The sequence below is a fragment of the Pseudoduganella sp. jia 9 genome (assembly GCF_055502615.1).
On record NZ_JBUPWE010000023.1, the window covers coordinates 65,067 to 83,288 of the forward strand.

General features: G+C 65.0%; 9 protein-coding genes. 4 read left to right on the top strand and 5 right to left on the bottom strand.

Annotated features, from left to right (window positions below):
• Positions 1-5: 5 nt before the first annotated feature.
• On the bottom strand, positions 6-455 hold the full coding sequence (locus ACY34H_RS26360; protein ID WP_464980397.1) for a MarR family winged helix-turn-helix transcriptional regulator: 450 nt from the start codon (positions 453-455) through the stop codon (positions 6-8).
• A 588-nt stretch (positions 456-1,043) separates the two neighbouring features.
• Here ACY34H_RS26360 and ACY34H_RS26365 point away from each other — a divergent pair.
• The gene (locus ACY34H_RS26365; RefSeq protein ID WP_464980398.1) at positions 1,044-7,277 is read left to right on the top strand and encodes a DUF4214 domain-containing protein; all 6,234 of its coding nucleotides are present in this window, start codon (positions 1,044-1,046) and stop codon (positions 7,275-7,277) included.
• Between the two features lie 71 nt (positions 7,278-7,348).
• Here the strand turns inward: ACY34H_RS26365 and glf are convergent, their stop codons facing one another.
• Entirely contained in the window at positions 7,349-8,503 is a 1,155-nt protein-coding gene (glf, locus tag ACY34H_RS26370; RefSeq protein WP_464980399.1) for a UDP-galactopyranose mutase, read from the bottom strand.
• Positions 8,504-8,730: 227 nt separating this feature from the next.
• On the opposite strand from glf, the gene ACY34H_RS26375 reads away from it, so the two are divergent.
• On the top strand, positions 8,731-10,176 hold the full coding sequence (locus ACY34H_RS26375; protein WP_464980400.1) for a hydroxysqualene dehydroxylase: 1,446 nt from the start codon (positions 8,731-8,733) through the stop codon (positions 10,174-10,176).
• Here ACY34H_RS26375 and ACY34H_RS26380 read toward each other — a convergent pair.
• The 3 genes from ACY34H_RS26380 to ACY34H_RS26390 all read right to left on the bottom strand — a co-directional run bounded on the left by ACY34H_RS26380 (position 10,160) and on the right by ACY34H_RS26390 (position 16,334).
• On the bottom strand, positions 10,160-11,254 hold the full coding sequence (locus ACY34H_RS26380) for a calcium:cation antiporter (RefSeq protein ID WP_464980401.1): 1,095 nt from the start codon (positions 11,252-11,254) through the stop codon (positions 10,160-10,162). The two genes, ACY34H_RS26375 and ACY34H_RS26380, sit on opposite strands and share 17 nt — an antisense overlap.
• Positions 11,255-11,423: 169 nt before the next feature.
• Positions 11,424-15,161, bottom strand: coding sequence for a TonB-dependent receptor (locus ACY34H_RS26385; RefSeq protein ID WP_464980402.1), 3,738 nt, complete (start codon positions 15,159-15,161; stop codon positions 11,424-11,426).
• A 168-nt stretch (positions 15,162-15,329) separates the two neighbouring features.
• Positions 15,330-16,334 (bottom strand): pectinesterase family protein, encoded by a 1,005-nt coding sequence (locus tag ACY34H_RS26390; RefSeq protein WP_464980403.1) that lies wholly within the window; start codon positions 16,332-16,334, stop codon positions 15,330-15,332.
• A 234-nt stretch (positions 16,335-16,568) separates the two neighbouring features.
• Here ACY34H_RS26390 and ACY34H_RS26395 point away from each other — a divergent pair, with 234 nt between their 5' ends.
• A complete protein-coding gene (locus ACY34H_RS26395) occupies positions 16,569-16,916 on the top strand; it encodes a UxaA family hydrolase (RefSeq protein ID WP_464980404.1) in 348 nt (115 codons plus the stop codon).
• Between the two features lie 2 nt (positions 16,917-16,918).
• The gene (locus ACY34H_RS26400) at positions 16,919-18,151 is read left to right on the top strand and encodes a UxaA family hydrolase (RefSeq protein WP_464980405.1); all 1,233 of its coding nucleotides are present in this window, start codon (positions 16,919-16,921) and stop codon (positions 18,149-18,151) included.
• Positions 18,152-18,222 lie beyond the last annotated feature (71 nt).

The window sequence follows — 18,222 nt, forward strand, 5'->3', positions numbered from 1 at the left end:
GGCGCTCAGCCTTTCGCGCGGGCGGCGAGTGCCGAATCCAGTTGCGCCAGCACGCGCAGGCACGCTTCGATGTCGGCCCGCGGCAGGTCGCCGAACAGCTCGCGCCGGAATGGCAGCAGCAATTCTTCCAGCTGGGCCGCGCAGTGGCGGCCCTCGGCCGTCAGGTGCAGCGTCTTCGCGCGCCGGTCGGCCGGATCGTCCTGGCGTGTCACCAGGCCGGAGGCCACCAGCTGGTCGATGATGCGCACCAGCGAAGGCGGCTCCACGCCGAGCGCCTCGGCCACCGTGCCCGGCCGCACGCCATCGCCGAGGCGGGCGATCATCACCACCGGCCAGCCGCTGGCATGGGACAGCGAGAAATTGCCGGCCACCCGGTCGGCCGCCGCCTTGTATGCCCGCGCCGCATGGATCAGCGTGTGGGTGAGGGACATCAGGGTCTTGTCGAGGTCGGTCATGGCGCGGTTTTAGATTAGGATGCGAAAGTTTAGCATCCTAAGTAAATAGTTGCAACGCTGTCTCCCGGGACGGGGCTGCCGATGCCTGCGGTCACATCGGTGCTGGATTGAGGTACTCCGTCGACGGCGAGCGAAATTCGGTCAACGGGACTTCAAAATCATCGAAACGGTGCCTTATTTACCATTCTGTGCTCAAAAGCAACGGAATTTTGTTAATAAGAAAATGGTCACTACAGATGAACCTGCTTGTCCCTTGAGGATACGCAAGTTTCCGTTCATCATATATTCATGAAGTAACTGGCAGCAATCCACACAGGATGTCCTGTGCAATCGCAGGCGGTTCGAGTACCGCTGTGCCCGACGCGTCGAATACACCTCCGCGCCACTGCGCCATTTCCTCACGAGCCTCGCCTCACCAGCTAGGTACGGCTCTGCTCGACCCTTGCAGCTGGACTTGATGAATCCACGGGTCGGCGCGCGTAGCGCAGGGCCGAATTTTGAAGAAAGTTCTTGATGACTACCGCGAATATCTCACCTACCGTGCCAGGCGGCCCCTATCTCGTAGATGAGTTCGATGTTGGTAACCTGATGGCCGGAACGCCGTCCAATCCAAGCGCAGCCGTGCTGGGTAACGGCAATATTGTCACCGTATGGGAAGTGAGCGGCTCGCCCGACGGCGCGACGCCGGCGAAGGTGTATGGGCAGGTGCATGACGAGAACGGTACCTCGCTCGGCGGCATCGTCGAAATCGCCTCCGGTACCGGCGCGGCCGAGCTCAAGCCGGTTGTCACTGTGCTGGAGGACAACAGCTATGTGATTGCCTATGGCGCCTCGCCGGGCGACGTGGGCAGGGGAGCCACTGCGGAGTACGTTGCCTATCGCGTGGTGAGCGGCAATATTGTGGGTGAGGAACAGTTGGTCGGGCAAACCGGCATGCCACAAACGGGCCATGCCATCACGACGCTCGAGAATGGCGACTTCGTGATCGGCTGGACCGAGGACGGCAGCATCATGACCCAGACCTTTGCAGGCAGCGGGCATGCCGGTCTGGCAGCGGGCCAGCCGTACCAGTTGGCCAGCAGTCTCGGCAATACAAATCCGGCCGCCAACATCAGCCTGACCGGTTTGTCGGACGACAATTTTGCCGTTTCCTTCGTGGACGCGAACACGTCGAACATTTTCCTCGCGACGAGCGAGAACATGGTCTCGATCCCCGGCAGCATGAGCGGTTTCGGCAACGAACCCGCTCCGGACGGCGTGGTGATTGCGCAGATATCGTATGACGGCGCCGACCGTCCATCGTCGGCCGGATTGCCCGAGACCGATATCGCCACGCTCAAGGGCGACCGGGTCGTCGTCACATGGGACAGCTGGATCGTTAATGGCCCCAGCGGCAGTGGCAGCGGCATTTCCTATAGCATCCTGGACACGGCTACAGGCATTTCCGACCCATGGGGCGTGCGTGCGGCGAGCGAGGAAACCATCGGCAACCAGGCCGGCGTGACCGTTACCGCAATGAGCGGTGGCGGTTTCGTGCTTGCATGGGAAAATGGCGGCACCGGTGACGCGGCCGAAATCATGGGCCGCAGCTTCGATGCGAACGGCCACGGCATGCATCATGCCTTCCCGATCAACCAGGACTTCCTCGGCGCGCAAACCAGTCCAGTCCTGGTCGCTTTCAACGACAACACCTTCGGCACGGTATGGGTCGATACGCCGGCGGGCGGATACGGTGTCCGCATCGAAGGCCGCGTCAGTACCATTCCTCCGGTGGGAATGCCTGACCTGGACCCGGGAAGCGACAGCGGCCCGAGCTATGAAGACAACGTGACCAACAATGCCTCGCTCAGGTTCACTGGTTCAGTTGGCCCGGAAAATGATGCCGCCGATGTCAGCGTCTTCATCGATCTGAACCACAACGGCCAGCTTGACAGTGGCGATGTCATCGGAACCTCGCCCTCTTCGTATGGACAATACGCAGTTGAAATGGACACTCCGCGGGACGTCGAGGGGACCTTCAATGTCTTTGCTTTTGCCACGGATCGCGCAGGTCACGCCGGCCCCCTCAGCACGCCGTTGCAGGTAACCATCGATACGCTCGCACCGACCAATGTCGTGGAGGACGTGTGGTTCGGGGACCGGTACTCGCCTTCGAAGATGGTGACCAACAGCCTGCAGCCGGTCCTGCATGGTGAACTCGCGCAACCGCTGCAGGTTGGCGAGACCGTCCAGGTCAACGTTAACGGCAACTGGCAGGACTTGCCCGTTCTGCCGGGCCAGACGCAATGGGCTGCGCCGATCGACCTGGCCCATTACCAGTACCAAAACCAGGGGTTGCAGCTGCGTGTTGTCGATAGCGCAGGCAATGACGGGCAGCAACTCGTTGTGCCATTCAAGGTGGACATCGACAAGCCATGGGCACAACTGATCAGCACTCCATTCGTCGAGATGCCGGCCAGCGACCTGTTCGTCATTGATATTCGTTATGAAGACATGCAGACCGGTTTTGCTCCGCAAACCTTTAACAACAGCAATATCACGGTCAGCTTCGGCAACACCACGCTGGAGGTGGTTTCTGCGGGAATCAAAGATTTCAACGGCAATATCGGTGGCAATATCAACGGCGGAATCAATGAGATTATCGTCAGCTACACGGTGCGCGCCCCCGGCGGCACGTGGGATCCCGCCGACGCGGGCCCATACCTGGTGTCGTTCAATGCGCAAACGATCCGTGACACGGCCGGCAACGCGCTGGACGCGCCAGGGTTCTACCTGCATGTCTCGCCCCGCGAGGTCGTGACGCCTTCCACGCCCGACCTCGTCGATCTGTTCGATACCGGCGACAGTTTCTACGACGACGTGACCGCCGCCACCACGATCGCCGTCACCGGCACCATCAACGAACCGGATGGCGGCCAGGTGACCGCGTTCATCGACATCGACAACAATGGCCAGTTCGACGCCGAGGTCGATCACGCGGGCAGCGGCACGGTGCATGACGGCGCGTGGACGGTCGATGGACTGGACACCGCCGGCCTGGAAGGCAGCTACAACATCTACGCCTTCAACGCGGCCGGTTCGGCCACTCCGACGAACATGCCGCTGAACGTGACGTTCGACCATATCGCGCCCGGGCGCTCTGTCGGGATGCGGATGTCCGAGGACACGGGCGCGAGTTCGTCCGACCTGGTTACGCGCTCCGAATTCCAGCAGCTGACTTTCTCGTTCGACGCGCCGATAGCTCACATGGATTATGCCGAGATCAGGATCAACGGCGCGGACGGTTGGATACCCTTGCAGAGAGGCTTCGAGCCGAACGAATGGTTGAGACTCGTGCATCTGAACCAGGCAGGCTACGTGGAAGTCCGCGCCAGGGATAGCGCAGGCAATGTCGGCGAGATCGTCCGCCATGACTATGTGGTCGACTACACGGCCGGCTCTGCGCACGCCAAGGCGGAAGACGTGTCCTCGCCTGGCGCCACTGAATACTCGTTCACGGTCGTCTACACGGACATCGGCGCCGGTATCGACCTGTCCACCATCGGATTGAACAATGTCCAGGTGCAGGGACCAGCAGGCAACCTGTTGCCGGTGCTGCGTTTCGAGGTGATGAATGACACAACGATCAGCCCCTTCAGCGCTCTGCTGCCGACCGGTCCCGTTACCGGGCCGCAGGAGGTCACGGTCAAGTATACCGTCGAGGCGCCAGGCGGAAGCTGGGACCAGGGTGACGACGGCACTTACGTGGCGAACGTCGTCATGGGCCAGGTGCTGGATCGCGCCGGTAACCCGATAATGTTTGCGATGGGTGACCTGTTCGACGTCATGCTGAAGCCGGCCAACGCCAGCCCCACCGGCATCGTCACGATCACCGGCACGGCCAGCGCAGGCCAGACCCTGACGGCAAGCAATACGCTCGACGACCTCGACGGCATTGCACCGAACGGCATCGCCTATCAATGGCAGGCTGGCGGCGTGGACATCGCCGGCGCCACCGCCAGCACCTTCACGCTGGGCCGGGAACAGGTGGGCAAGGTCATCACCGTGGTGGCCAGCTACACCGACCTGAAGAACAACCTTGAATCGCAGGTGTCGGCGGCGACGGCTCAGGTGACGCACGTGAACACGGCGCCCACCGGCGGAGTGACCATCGCCGGGGAAGCCAAGCAGGGCGGGACCCTGACGGCATCGAACACGCTGGCCGATGCCGATGGCATCGGTTCGAACGGCATCAGCTACCAGTGGCAGGCTAACGGTGTCGACATCGCCAACGCGACCGGCGCTACGCTGCTGCTGGGCCAGGAACATGTCGGCAAGGCCATTACCGTGGTGGCGAAGTACATCGACCAGCAGGGCACCGCCGAAGCACCGGTGTCGCTCGCGACCGCGGCCGTTGCCAACGTCAACGATATGCCGACCGGCAGCGTGACCATCAGCGGTACCGCGGCGCAGGGGCATACCCTGACCGCCGTGAACATGCTGGACGACGCGGACGGCATTGCACCGGGCAGCATCACCTACCAATGGAAGGCCGATGGTGTCGATATTGCCGGGGCAACCGGCAGCGCCCTCGTGCTCACGTCCGGCCAGAATGGCAAGGCCATCACGGTCGTGGCGGCATACACGGACGCGCGGGGTACCGTGGAAAGCGTTGCATCCCTCGCGACAGCCAGCGTCGTGGATGTCAACGACAAGCCTGTGGTCACAGCGACCGCGGCGACCGCGGCGCAATATGTCGCCGGCAATGCAGGCGGCGTTTCCCTGTTCGCGAACGTGGCGCTGTCGACGGTCGAAGATGGCCAGGCCATCAGCGAAGTCGTATTGCGCGTCAGCGGCCTGAAAGATGCGGGAAGCGAAACCCTGCTGATCGGCGGTAAATCGCTGGCCCTGGTGGACGGCACCTCGGTGGCGCTCGACATTGGCGGCACCGCGAAGGTTGTCCTGGTCGATGGCGCGCTGACGGTATCGATCAGGAATGCCGAGGGCTGGTCCGCCGCCAGTGCCGAGGCCATGATCGAGGGTATCCAGTACAGCAATACCGCGACGGCGCCGACGTTCGCCGGGCAGCGCAGCGTCGAACTTGCGTCCGTCAAGGACAATGGCGGCACGGCACTCGGTGGCAGCGACACCGCCTTCGTGGCGATCACCTCCAAGGCAACGGTGGTTGCCGCGCCGGTCGTGACGCCGCCCGGCACCAGCGCCACCGTCGACGGCGTTACCGTCCAGACGGGGCAGATTACCAACCCGGATGGGTCGGTGTCGCAGACGCTGACCGTTCCAGTGATCGTGCCGAACCGCACGGAGCAGGTCGGCAACAATGGCGTGGCCGATATTCCGCTGGTCACCGGCACGAACGGCCAGGCATTGCTGAGCGCACAGGTGTCGACCGGGATCGGCTTGACCATCACAGGATCGAACGAGGCGAAATCGGCCGGCAACTCGTTGGCCGACCTGATCCGTGAAATCAAGGCGCATACCACCGCCGGGTCGGCAGACCAGAACCAGTTGACCGGTGGCGGTAGCGGTTTCCTGTCGGATCTGCCTGCGACGACGAACCTGCTGGTGCAGACGATCGTGCCTACCGCGGCACCCGGCGCGACGTCGCCCGGCCAGGCGCTGGTCATCAACGGCACCCCGTCATCGGCCAACACGCCGATGACGGCCCTGGTCATCGATACGCGCGCCTTGCCGGGCGGCTCGACCATCCAGCTGAACAACGTTGAATTCGCGGCAGTGATCGGCAGCGTGCGCGTGACCGGCGGCGCCGGCTCGCAGAATGTCTGGGGCGATGGCGAATCGCAGTTCATCATGCTCGGCGCCGACGACGACGTCCTGCACGGCGGCGGCGGCAACGACACCGTGGGCAGTGCCGGCGGCAATGACAAGGTGTACGGCGACGAAGGCGATGACCTGGTCTTCGGCGGCATTGGCAACGATCTGCTCGATGGCGGCACCGGCCGTGACACGGCCGAATTCACCGGCAATGGACGTGCTTCCTACAGCCTGCGTGTGAAGGACGGCAACATCGTCATCACCGACCTGCACGGCGATGACGGCATCGATACGCTCGCCAACGTGGAGCAGCTGCGCTTTACCTCGGAGCAGGCGGACACCAGCCTGCACGGGACCGTGGCGCGCCTGCTGGAAGCAGCCACGGGCAAGGCGCCCGACCTGCTCAGTGCCGATCGCTGGCTCGACGTTGCGCAGAAAGGCACGGACCTGGCAGCGGTCGCCAACTCGCTTATCGCCGATGCGGGCCTCGATAAACTGGACAATGCGGCCTTCGTGTCCGCGATGTACCGCAATGTCCTGCACCGCGACGTGGACGCCACCGGTGCCGCGTACTGGAGCGATGCGCTGGCTGCCGGCACCGTCGACCGGGCCGGCATGGTCCTGTCGATGGCGGAGTCGGCTGAAAAACTGGCGTTGCCCCAGTCGCTGGACATGGACTTCAGCATGAGCGACGTCGCGACCCTGGTGCGCATGTACAGCACGCTGTTTGGCCGTGCTGGCGATGAAGGCGGGCTGAACTACTGGATTGGCATGTACGAATCCGGCGCATCGCTTTCCGGCGTTGCCGACGCGTTCATTGCTTCCAGCGAGGCGGATGCCCGCTATGGCGCCATGACGGATGAACAGTTCATCGAATCGCTCTACCAGGTGGCATTCGATCGCGTCGGCCAGGCCAATGAAGTGGGCTACTGGGTCGACGGGTTGGAGGCCGGTGCGATCGATCGCGGCGAAGTCCTGCTGAGCTTTGCCAACTCGGCGGAGCAGATCGAATTGATCGGGACGATCGGCACGAGTTTCGCTACGCTGTAAAGCCTGGCGCGACAAAAAACCCACTGGTGCAAGCCAGTGGGTTTTTTTTTAGGCGGACCGCCAGCGGTGCGTCAGCCCAGCGGATTGATGACGAACGCCGGCATCGGCGCCTTCTCGTTCGCGGTCTCGAGGAACTTGTCGGCCGTCCGCAGCGCTTCGTCGATCGTCACGTCCATGTCGAGGTAGCGGTAGGTACCCAGGCGGCCGATGAAGGTGACGTTCGGTTCGTCGTTCGCCAGCCGCACGTATTTTTCCAGCTGCACCTTGTCGCGCGCCAGGCGGATCGGATAGTACGGCGTGTCGTTCTCTTCGCACTGGCGGCTGTACTCGAAGTAGCAGACCGTGCCTTCGTGCTGTTCCCATGGCGAGAAATGCTTGTGCTCGGTGATGCGCGTATAGCGCTGCGCATTGTCGCAATAGTTGATCACCGCATTGCCCTGGTAATCGCCCTGGTCGCGATGGACTTCGAAGTCCAGCGTGCGGTAAGGCAGGCGGCCTTCGCGGTGGCCGAACCAGGCATCGATCGGGCCGCTGTAGAACACGTGGCTGTAGTCGGCCTTCTGTTCCGGCTTGAACGCCGTGTTCAGGTGCACGGTAATGCCCGGCACGTCGAGGATCTTTTCAACGATGGCCGTGTAGCCATCCTTGGGCATGCCCTGGTACTTGTGGCTGAAATAATTGTCGTCGTAGTTGAAGCGCACCGGCAGCCGCTTCAGGATGCTGGCCGGCAGCTCGGTCGGGTCCAGGCCCCACTGCTTCACGGTGTAGGTCTTGAAGAACGCTTCATACAGTTCGCGGCCGACGAAGCGCAGCGCCTGGTCCTCGAAGGTGACCGGGTTCTCGATCGACTTGTCGCCCAGCGAGGCAAGGAACTCCTGCGCCTCGGCCGGCCGCAGGGTCTTGCCGAAGAACTGGTTGATCGTCAGCAGGTTGATCGGCAGCGTATACACGCGGTTGTTCGTGATCGCCTTCACGCGGTTCACGTAAGGCATGAACTGCGAAAACTCGTTGACGAACTTCCATACCCGCTCGTTATCGGTGTGGAAGATGTGCGGCCCATACACATGGACCAGCACATTGGTTTCTGCATCGCGCTCGGAATGGCAATTGCCCGCGATATGGGACCGTGATTCGAACACCTCGACTTGGTAGCCCGCTTTTGCGAGCTGGTGCGCGATTACCGCGCCGGAGAAGCCTGCCCCGACAATAGCTACGTTCTTTGTCATCACGCTCACTTGGATTTTGGGTTGATCTGCAATGCCGCTTGCGGCTCCGGATGCCAGGCGACGTGGCAAGATTACCATGTAAAAAAAACAAGCGTTGCACGGTTAACGTCGCAAATTCACACATCCCTGCTGCATTGCCGCATCGCGGTTTGCGTACGCGGCCGCACATCGGATGCCGCGGCGCTCGCCTATCATCGGCCCGTCCAGGGGATGGCGCGGGAGGGCAGGTGGCTGAAGACGTACTGATCATCGGTGGCGGCCTGGCCGGCCTGGCGTGCGGCGTGGCACTGGCCGACCACGGCCTGCGCTGCCGCGTGTTCGAGGCCGGCGAACGGCTGGGCGGGCGCGCCGCCAGCTGGCGCGACAACGCGACCGGCGACACGGTCGACATCGGTCCGCACATCTTCCACTCCGAATACCACAACGTGCTGGCCCTGCTGCGGCGCCTGGGTACCGCGCATCTGATCACCTGGCAGCCGCGCAAGGTGCTGGCGCTGGCCAGCAAGCCGCGGCCGGTGCACCTGCGGCACGCGCCGCTGCCGCCTCCGCTCAGCCTGGTGCCGAGCGCGCTGCCGGCACCGGGGCTGACAATGCTCGACAACCTGTCGATGGCGCGCCTGGCCTGGAGCGGCATGACCTTCCACGAGGCCGACGTGGCGCGGCTCGACGGCACCACCGCCGAGCGGTTCCTGCGCGACAAGGGCGTCAGCGAGCGCATGATCGACTGGTGGTGGCGCTTCGCCGCGATGGTGGTGACCAACGTGCCGCTGGAGCGCTGTTCGGCCGCATCGCTGCTGCGCATCCATGCGCTACTGAGTAACTACCGCGGACTGCATTTCGGTTTTGGCGCCGTCGGCCTGGCCGAACTGTATGCAACGCAGGCCACGCAAGCCATCGCGGCGGCAGGCGGCGCGGTGTCGCTGAACGCGCCGGTGGCCGGCTTCCTCGGCAGCGAGCGCGCCGAGGGCATCGTGCTGGCGGACGGCACGCGCATCGCCGGCGAGGTGGTCAGCGCGCTGCCGCCCATGGCGCTGGACGGCATCGTGCCGCCGGCATGGCGCGCGACGGCGCCGTTCCGCCGGCTGGCCGGATTCGAACCGAGCCCGTATATCTGCGTCTACCTGTGGTTCGACCGTGCGTTCGAGGTCGAGCGTTTCTGGTCCCACCTGTACTCGCCGGAGCGGCTCAACTACGATTTCTACGACCTGCGCCAGATCCGCGCCGGCTGGCAGGGCAGGGCGACGGTGATCGGCTCGAACATCATCCATAGCCACCGTGCCCATCGCATGAGCGACGACGACGTCGTCCAGGCCACCTTGCGCGAACTGGCCGAGGGGGCGCCGGCGGCGGCAAGCGCGCGCCTGGTGCATGCGCGCGTGCACCGCGTGCCGATGGCGATTCCGTGCCCGGGGACGGGATTCGAGATGAGCCGGCCGGCGCCGGAAAGCCCGGTACCGGGCCTGGTGCTGGCCGGCGACTGGGTGCAGACGCGCCTGCCGTGCACGATGGAAAGCGCCGTGAAGTCCGGCTACATGGCGGCCGAGCGCGTGCTGGCCGGGCGCGGCGTGAACGCGCAACTGGCGATTGCCTCGCGCCCGTTCGACGGCCTGACGTGGCTGGTCCGCAAGCTGGCCGGCGTGCCGGCCAGTCCGGAGCTTACGGCACGATCGTGACGAACAGGTAAACCGCGAAGATCACCACGTGCACCATGCCCTGCATGATCGTGGTGCGGCCGTTGCCCAGCGAGATCGTGGCCACGATGATCGACAGCAGCAGCAGCACGGTGGACTTGACGTCGATGCCCAGCGACAGCGTCCAGCCGTTCAGCAGCGAGACGATGGCCACCGCCGGAATCGTCAGGCCGATGCTGGCCAGCGCCGAACCGAGCGCCAGGTTCAGGCTCGTTTGCAGCCGGTTCGCGCGCGCCGCCTGGAATGCGGCGATCCCTTCGGGCAGCAGCACCACCGCGGCGATGATGATGCCGACCAGCGCCTTCGGCGCGCCCAGTGCCAGCACGGCCGCTTCCAGCGGCGGCGACAGCGACTTGGCCAGCAGCACCACGCTGCCCAGGCAGGCCAGCAGCAGGGCGCAGCTCCACCACATGATCTTCCTGGACGGCGGCGGCGCGTGCACTGCCTCGTCGGCGGTGGCGACCTCGGGAAGGAAGTAGTCGCGGTGCCGCACGGTCTGTACCAGCACGAAAGTGCCGTACAACACCAGCGAGATCACGGCGATGAAGACCAGCTGGCTGCCGCTGTAGTAGGGTCCCGGCGTGGTGGTCGTGTAGTTCGGCAGCACCATCGTCAGCACGGCGATCGCCGACAGCGTGGCCAGCGCGGCGGACACCCCGGTCTGCGTGAAGCGCTGCTCGCCATGGCGCCGCGCGCCGGCCAGCAGGCAGATGCCGACCATGCCGTTCAAAATCAGCATCACCGCGGCGTACACTGTGTCGCGCGCCAGGCCCGTGGTCGTTTCGCCGCCGGCGATCATCAGCGAGACGATCAGCGCGACCTCGATCGACGTGACGGCCACCGCCAGCACCAGCGTACCGTACGGCTCGCCGATGCGGTGCGCCACCACTTCGGCATGGAACACGGCGGCCAGCACGCCGGCGAACAGGCCGGCGGCCAGCAGCGCGATGTAGGCGCCGCCCAGCATCTGGTCGAGGCCGGCGGCCTTGCCGGCCAGCAGCAGCCAGGCGGCGATGGGCGCGGCGATGGTCCACGCGGGAAGGGAGTTCGATATCTTCATGGCAGTTCTTCAGGTCGTTGACGTCGGGGACGGCTCTGGCGATGCAGAGCCGGCACGGCCGAAGTGTACACGCCCGGCCATGGGAACCCGGCGCCGCCATCCTGAAGAACAAACCAGCGGGGGAGAACAGGACGTGCCGGCCTTTGCAGGGGCCGGCACCGGTGTCGCCTTACAGCGTGCGGAACGACACGCCGACCATGATGCGCCGGCCGGCGTAGGCGTAGTCCAGCAGGTTCGGCACGCCGTCGCTGAGCGGCGCGTACTGGCCTTGGCTGGTCGTGGTGCTGACGTTGCCGATGTTGCGGCCTTCGATGAAGAATTCCACGTCCGGGCGCCATTTCCAGCCGATCTTCGCATCGATGAAGCGCGTGGCGTCCTTGAAGTTCGGCGAGCCGGGCGAGTAGATCTTCGGCGTGGAATTGTTGGCGACCACGCCCTGTGCCGGATAGTTGATCAGCTCGCGCGGGGCCTGCGTGCATGGCGAGATGCACTTGAACCATGCGGCGGCGCCCTGCAGCGCGACGCGGGCCGACAGCCGGCCATCGTCGTACCACAGCGCGACGTTGTACTGAGAATCCGACTCGAGCGCGGGCGGCAGCGCGGTGCCGGTCAGCAGGTCGACGATCGCCGCGTTCACGTGCTTCGACTTCACCTTCGTGTAGTTGGCATCGAAGCCCGTGTTCGACAGCAGACCCGGCAGGAACGTGAACGCCGTCTTCGTCGAGAATTCGGCGCCCCTGCGCGTCGATACCGGGCCGTTCACGTAGGTCGAGTAGTTGAACGGCAGGTCGGACAGCTTCACGCCCGTCTGCGGATCCACCAGGTCGGAACCGGCGAACAGCTGGCCACCGCTGACGCCCTCGGTGATGAACTGGCCCACCTTGCCCTTCTGCGTGAAGTAGGCCAGGCTGAACATCGTGTCGCGGTTCGGGTAGTACTCCAGCGACAGGTTCTGGTTGACGTTCTTGCGCGCCTGCAGCGCCGGGTTGCCGATCGTGCCGTTGCAGCGCTGCGTGCCATCGGAATCCAGGTCCGCCGCGCGTTCGTCGTAGATGCAGGTGCTGGCCGGCAGCAGTTGCTGGATCGGCGGCCGCGCCACGGTCTTGGCGACGCTGTAGCGCAGCACCAGTTCGTCGGGGCGCAGCCATGTCGCCAGGTTCAGGCTGGGCAGAACGTCCGTGGTGGAGGCATCGACGGACGTGTTCTGCACGATCGACGACTGCACGTAGCCGGCCGAATTGTTCGGGTCTTCGGCATCGTACAGTGCCGTTTTCGAGTACGAGGTGAACGTCATCGTGCCGGTGCCGTTGACGCGGCTGCGCACGTAGCGCACGCCCACGTTGCCGTCCAGTTCCAGGCCGAACGGCAGTTCCCGCCCGGTGAACGGCACGCGGTCCAGGCCGAAGTCGGTCATCAGGTAGAACGCGTCGATGCGTTCCTTGAGCTTGTTGACCGGCTGGTCGTACACCTTGCCGTCGGTGGCCGTACAGGTCTGCACGCAGTCCCAGTTGCGGTTGGCGAAGTCGGTCAGCTTGACGGCATTGGCGATATCGATGCCCATCCAGTTCTGCGGCAGGATCGACGGGCGGTCCTTGGCGCCGTGGAAGAAGGACGAGCCGGTGGCCGGCTTGGTCAGCGTCTGCGCGATGATGTTCTGGTACTCCTGCGGCGTCAGCACCAGGGCGTGGTCGCGGCCATTGCGCGGGTCGCCCAGCGGATTCATGCCGTACTGGCAGGCGTCGCCGCCCGGCGCCAGCGACGCGGCGGTGTTCTGGCAGCCTTCGAAGCGGTTGTCGACGCGCGCCTGCGGCAGGTAGATGCCGGGCACATAGCCTTCCTTGCCATAAGTGCCCTGGGCCGCGCGGACCGTCTTGTCGCCGGCGCCGCCTTCCCACGAGTTGCTGTAGCTGTCGCGCAGGTTGAAGCCGGCCTTCAGGCGCTTGAAGAACGGAATGCTCTCGGGCGTCATGTACGTCACGTCCAGCTTGGCGGTGCGCTCGCCCGTTTCGCGGATCTGCGGCAGCCACAGGATGCTGGCCGACATCGTGCGCAGCGGCTGCACGGCGGCGGGGTAGTTTGGCCGGAAGATGTTGTTGGTGTTGCCCAGGTTGGCGCCGCCGACGGTGCGCGGGAACAGCGCGGCATAGCCGGCGGGATCGGCCTGGTTGACGCCGGCCGGGAAATTGAAGCCCCACAGGCCGCTCGGGTCGAGCTCGAACGTGGTCGGGCCGGTATTGAGCGTGTAGCTCAGGCGCTGCTGCACGCGGCGGAAGTCGGAACGCGCGTCGGCCAGGAAGAATTCGGCGGTCAGGCCGTTGCTGCGGTAGGTGCCGCCCGTCTGCAGGTAGCGGCTGACGGTACGGGCGAATTCCAGCGTCTGGTCGGGAATGGCCTGGCCGTCCGAGACCGTGAAGCGCGTCAGGTGGTGGCTCGGGTCGACCAGCACGGACGCCGGATCGATGTTGGTGACGGCGCCCGCGATCGGGTAATTGTTCGAGCGCGTCGAGTAGCCGTTCGGGTACAGGTAGAAGCCCGAGCCGGCCGTGGGGCTGCGCACGTTGTTGACGTTGTCGTCGGTGAACGCCGGGCCCGTATAGCCGGGCGTGACCACCGGATTCGGCAGCTGGTTCGGGTTCTTCACGAGGCCGAGCTGGTAGGTCATCTGCTCGATGCGCGTTTCGCGGCGGTTGAAGCTGCCCTTGGCATACACGGTGAGCTTGCTGTTCACCTTGAAGTCGCCGCGCAGATCGAGGTTGTCCTTGCGATCGTGTTCCTTCTTGATGAAGTAGCGCACGTTCGACGGCGTGTAGTCGTTCCACTGGTTCAGGCAGGTGAGCAGTTCGTTGCCGCGCTGCGCCCGCGCCGCGCCCTGGCTGCCGGACGGGATCTGCGCCAGCTGCGCGGTCGACAGGTCCGGGAACAGGTTGTGGCAATCCTGCTTGGTCTGCGCGCCGGCCGACTTGGTGATCAGCGACAGCGGCGATTCGGAATTGAGGAAGTTGGCGCCGCCCATCGGCGTGCGCAGGATCGGCGTGGTGGCCGTGCTGTCGTCGCTTGCCACGGTGCTGGGCAGGAAGGTATAGGTTTTTTCCGGCGAGTTATCGAAGTCCAGCAGCCGGTAGTAGCCCTGCTGCGCCGTCTGCGACACCTGCATCGAGTGCGCCTCGTTGTTCAGCGTGCTGTGCGAGGCGTTCAGCATCAGGCCGAGGCGGCCGTCCAGATACTTGTTCGCCAGGATCAGGTTGGCGTCCGGCTTCCATTTCTTGTCGAGCGAGTTGTGGCTGCCGCCCAGGCGCAGCGAGGCAAACGGTTTCTTGAAGTCGAGGCCGGTGCGGGTCTTGATGACGATGCCGCCGCCCAGCGCGCCTTCGGTCATGTCGGCCGTCGAGCCCTTCACCACGTCGACACTCTTGATCAGGTCGGCGGACAGCTGGCGGAACTCGGTGCCGCGGCTGTTCGCACCGCCCGTGCCGCCGGCGTCGGTGCCGCCGGCCGACTGCACGCTCTGGCCATCGAGCTCGACGCGGGTCAGGTCGGCGCCGTTGCCGCGCACCGAGACCGTCACACCCTCGCCATAGTCGCCGCGGTCGAGCACGATGCCGGCCATGCGCGAGATCGCCTCGCCCACGTTGCGGTCGGGCAGCGAGCCCACGTCTTCGGCCACGATCGAATCCATCGCCGTGGCGGCGTTCTTCTTGCGCTCGATGCCGGATTGCTGCGAAGCGCGGGTGGCCACTACCTCGACCCGGTGGACCGGCCCGTTCCCGGCCGCCGCGCTGGCATCGGCAGCGGCGCCGGAGCTCTGCTGGGCCAGCGCGGCGGGACTGGCGACGAGCGAAACGAGGGCCAGCGAGACGGCTTGCGTTAAACGTTTAACTTTGAAGTTGCGGCGTGTGGTGCGATTCATGGTCTCCTCCATTGCGTTTTGATGTTCTGTTCAGGCGTGCCGGAGCCGGCCGTGCCTGGCTTTGTAATGAAACGGATTCGGAAGCCGGCCCGGTGTCCCGGGGCCGGGTTGGCGTTACGGCGCTCTTGCCGCGGCCTTAAGTCACCGCTGGTGGCGGAGCGCGGCGCGTCATAGCGGCCGCCAGCCGTCGCTGCCGCCGAGGATGTTCGCCACGGTGTACTGGCGTGCTTCGGCATCGGTCAGCTGGCGCGACCAGCCGGCCCGCTTGGCGGGACTGGCGCCGTCGCCGCGGCTGTTGTACTCCACGTAGCGGGCGGTCTTCTCGTTGTCCGGCTTGCCCCAGTTGTTCCAGCCTCCCGGGCGGATATGGGCGCCCATCTCGGTATTGATGAAGGCGACCGCGCCGTGCGGCCGCCATGGCCGGCCCAGGAAGGCCAGGGGAGTGGGGGCCTTCGTTTCGATCCTGCCGGTGGGGTCGGTCCACGGTGCCGGATCGCTGGTCAGCCGGCTGTCGATGAAGACGAAGCCGTAGGGCCGTTCGGGCGGCGTGCTGGCTGCCGTGACGTAGCCGCCGTTCTTGCTGCGGATCTCGCAGCGCTCGAACACCGAGGTGCCGCTGCCGTAGATGAAATCGACGCGGCCTTCGATGTACGTGTCGCGGAAATAGTGCCGGCCATGGTTCAGCATGACCGTGTCCTGCCAGCCCAGCAGGTGGCTGTTGGTGACCACCGCGCGGTCGCCGTCGATGCGCAGCGCCAGTGCCTGGCCATGGTCGCCGGACGTGTTGCGGAAGGTCAGCTTGTCGGCGCGGAAATCGTCCGCCAGCACGACCAGCGCGGTGCCCTTGTGGCGCGGGTCGGTGCCGGGCGGCTGCTCCTCGTTGGTATTCACATGCCAGGTGAGGATCGTGGCGTCTGCCGCCTCGCCTTGGAGGGTAACGTTTTTCTTTTCCTTGCGCAGGATCTTCTGGCCGTCGTACACCCCGGGCCTGACCAGGATGACGGTGCGCTCCGCACTGTTGTCCGGGACTGCGGCGAAAGCTTCCTGGACCGTGCGCACATCGCCGCTGCCATCCTGCGCGACGACGATCGTGCGGTCCCCGGCAATGGCGTTGATGGCGCTGCACAGCAGCAGGGCGGCGCCGGCAAGGGCGCGTGGTAATGCCTTGTTCATGTCTCCTCCGTGGGCGCTTCGCTGTTCTGTTTTCATTGTTTTGTTTTTATTTATCGTACAAACAACCACGCTGTAAGTAAAACGTTTTTTGTTTGCGCTAGCAACATTGTCGTATAAATGTTTGCGCAATCAATCATGCCGATGATTGCTGTAACCATCGCTGCATAAATCGGTTGACGGTATTGAATATATTTAATACATTTGAACTCGACCAAGTTGACGGAGATTGCCGCGATGCATCCAGAACCGGCGCCAGATGCGCCTCCGCAGTTACCTCAGCTGTTGCTGATGTCACCCGAGGACAATTGCCTGATCGCCCGCCAGCAGCTGGCCGCCGGCGATGTGGTGGACATCGATGGCAGGCGTGTCAGCCTGCCGGAAGCCGTGCCGCTGGGCTACAAGGTGGCACGCGTCGCGCTGGCCCCCGGCGACAAGGTCTTGCGCTACGGCGCGCTGATCGGCAGCGTCACGGCGCCGGTGGCGCAGGGCGCGATCCTGCACACGCACAACCTCGCCAGCGACTACATCCCGACCTATACCCTGGCCGACGACAGCACATCCTTCATCGGGAGCACCCATTGATCATGGACGAACACTCTTCGCTGCCGGCGCTGTCCGGCTACCTGCGCGACGATGGCCGCAAGGGCATCCGCAACGTCGTGGCCGTCATCTACACGGTCGAATGCGCGCACCACGTGGCGCGGCTGGTGGTCAATGCCTTCCATGGCCGGCCGGTGCACCTGATCGGCTTTCCCGGCTGCTACCCGAACGATTACGCCGACCGCATGATGAAGCGGCTGGCTACGCACCCGAACGTGGGCGCGGCGCTGATCGTGGCGCTGGGCTGCGAGAGCTTCAACCGCCGCGGCCTGGAGGAAGAGGTGGCCGCCAGCGGGCGTTCGGTCCACACGATCACGATCCAGGAAAACCGCGGCACGCGCACCAGCGTGGCCGACGGCGTGGAGTGGGTGCGCTGGGCGCTGGAGTCGCTGGCCGCCCAGCCGCGCGTGCCGATGCGGATGGATGAACTGGTGGTCGCCACCATCTGCGGCGGTTCCGACAGCACCAGCGGCATCACCGCCAACCCCGCCGTGGGCGTGGCGTTCGACCGGCTGGTCGGCGCCGGCGCCACCTGCATCTTCGAGGAGACGGGCGAACTGGTGGGCTGCGAGTTCCACATGAAGCGGCGTGCCGCCACGCCCGAGCTGGGCGACGCGATCGTGCGCTGCGTGGACAAGGCGGCGCGCTACTACACCGTGCTGGGCCACGGCAGCTTCGCCCCCGGCAATGCCGACGGCGGGCTGACCACGCAGGAGGAAAAATCGCTGGGCGCCTACGCGAAAAGCGGCGCGTCGCCGATCGCGGGCATCCTGAAGCCGGGCGACCAGCCGGCCGCCGGCGGCCTGTACCTGCTGGACGTGGTGCCGGACGGCGAAGTGCGCTTCGGCTTCCCGAACATTTCCGACAATGCCGAGATCGTGGAGCTGCTGTCGTGCGGCGCGCACATCACGCTGTTCACAACCGGCCGCGGCTCGGTGGTCGGTTCGGCCATCGCCCCGGTCATCAAGGTGTGCGCCAATCCCGCCACCTATGAACGGCTGGCCGAGGACATGGATGTCAATGCCGGCCGCATCCTGGCCGGCCAGGCGTCGCTGCAACAGGTGGGCGACGAGATCGTCGGCCTGGTGGCGCGCGTGGCGAACGGCGAAGAGACCTGCTCGGAGGCACTGGGCCACCAGGAATTCATCCTGACGTACAAGCAGTTCGATGCGTCCGCGCCATCCGGGCCGGGCTGCTTTCCGCTGAAGGCCGCATGATGGAACATCGCGAAACGGGCGGCACCGGCCGCGTTCCGGCCGGCCGGGTTCCATCAGGCCGTACCCCGGTC

Coding starts and splice junctions, on each gene's coding strand:
- ACY34H_RS26360 (WP_464980397.1), bottom strand. CDS start 455: ATGACCGACCTCGACAAGACCCTGATGTCCCTCACCCACACGCTGATC.
- ACY34H_RS26365 (WP_464980398.1), top strand. CDS start 1,044: ATGGCCGGAACGCCGTCCAATCCAAGCGCAGCCGTGCTGGGTAACGGC.
- glf (WP_464980399.1), bottom strand. CDS start 8,503: ATGACAAAGAACGTAGCTATTGTCGGGGCAGGCTTCTCCGGCGCGGTA.
- ACY34H_RS26380 (WP_464980401.1), bottom strand. CDS start 11,254: ATGAAGATATCGAACTCCCTTCCCGCGTGGACCATCGCCGCGCCCATC.
- ACY34H_RS26385 (WP_464980402.1), bottom strand. CDS start 15,161: ATGAATCGCACCACACGCCGCAACTTCAAAGTTAAACGTTTAACGCAA.
- ACY34H_RS26390 (WP_464980403.1), bottom strand. CDS start 16,334: ATGAACAAGGCATTACCACGCGCCCTTGCCGGCGCCGCCCTGCTGCTG.
- ACY34H_RS26395 (WP_464980404.1), top strand. CDS start 16,569: ATGCATCCAGAACCGGCGCCAGATGCGCCTCCGCAGTTACCTCAGCTG.
- ACY34H_RS26400 (WP_464980405.1), top strand. CDS start 16,919: ATGGACGAACACTCTTCGCTGCCGGCGCTGTCCGGCTACCTGCGCGAC.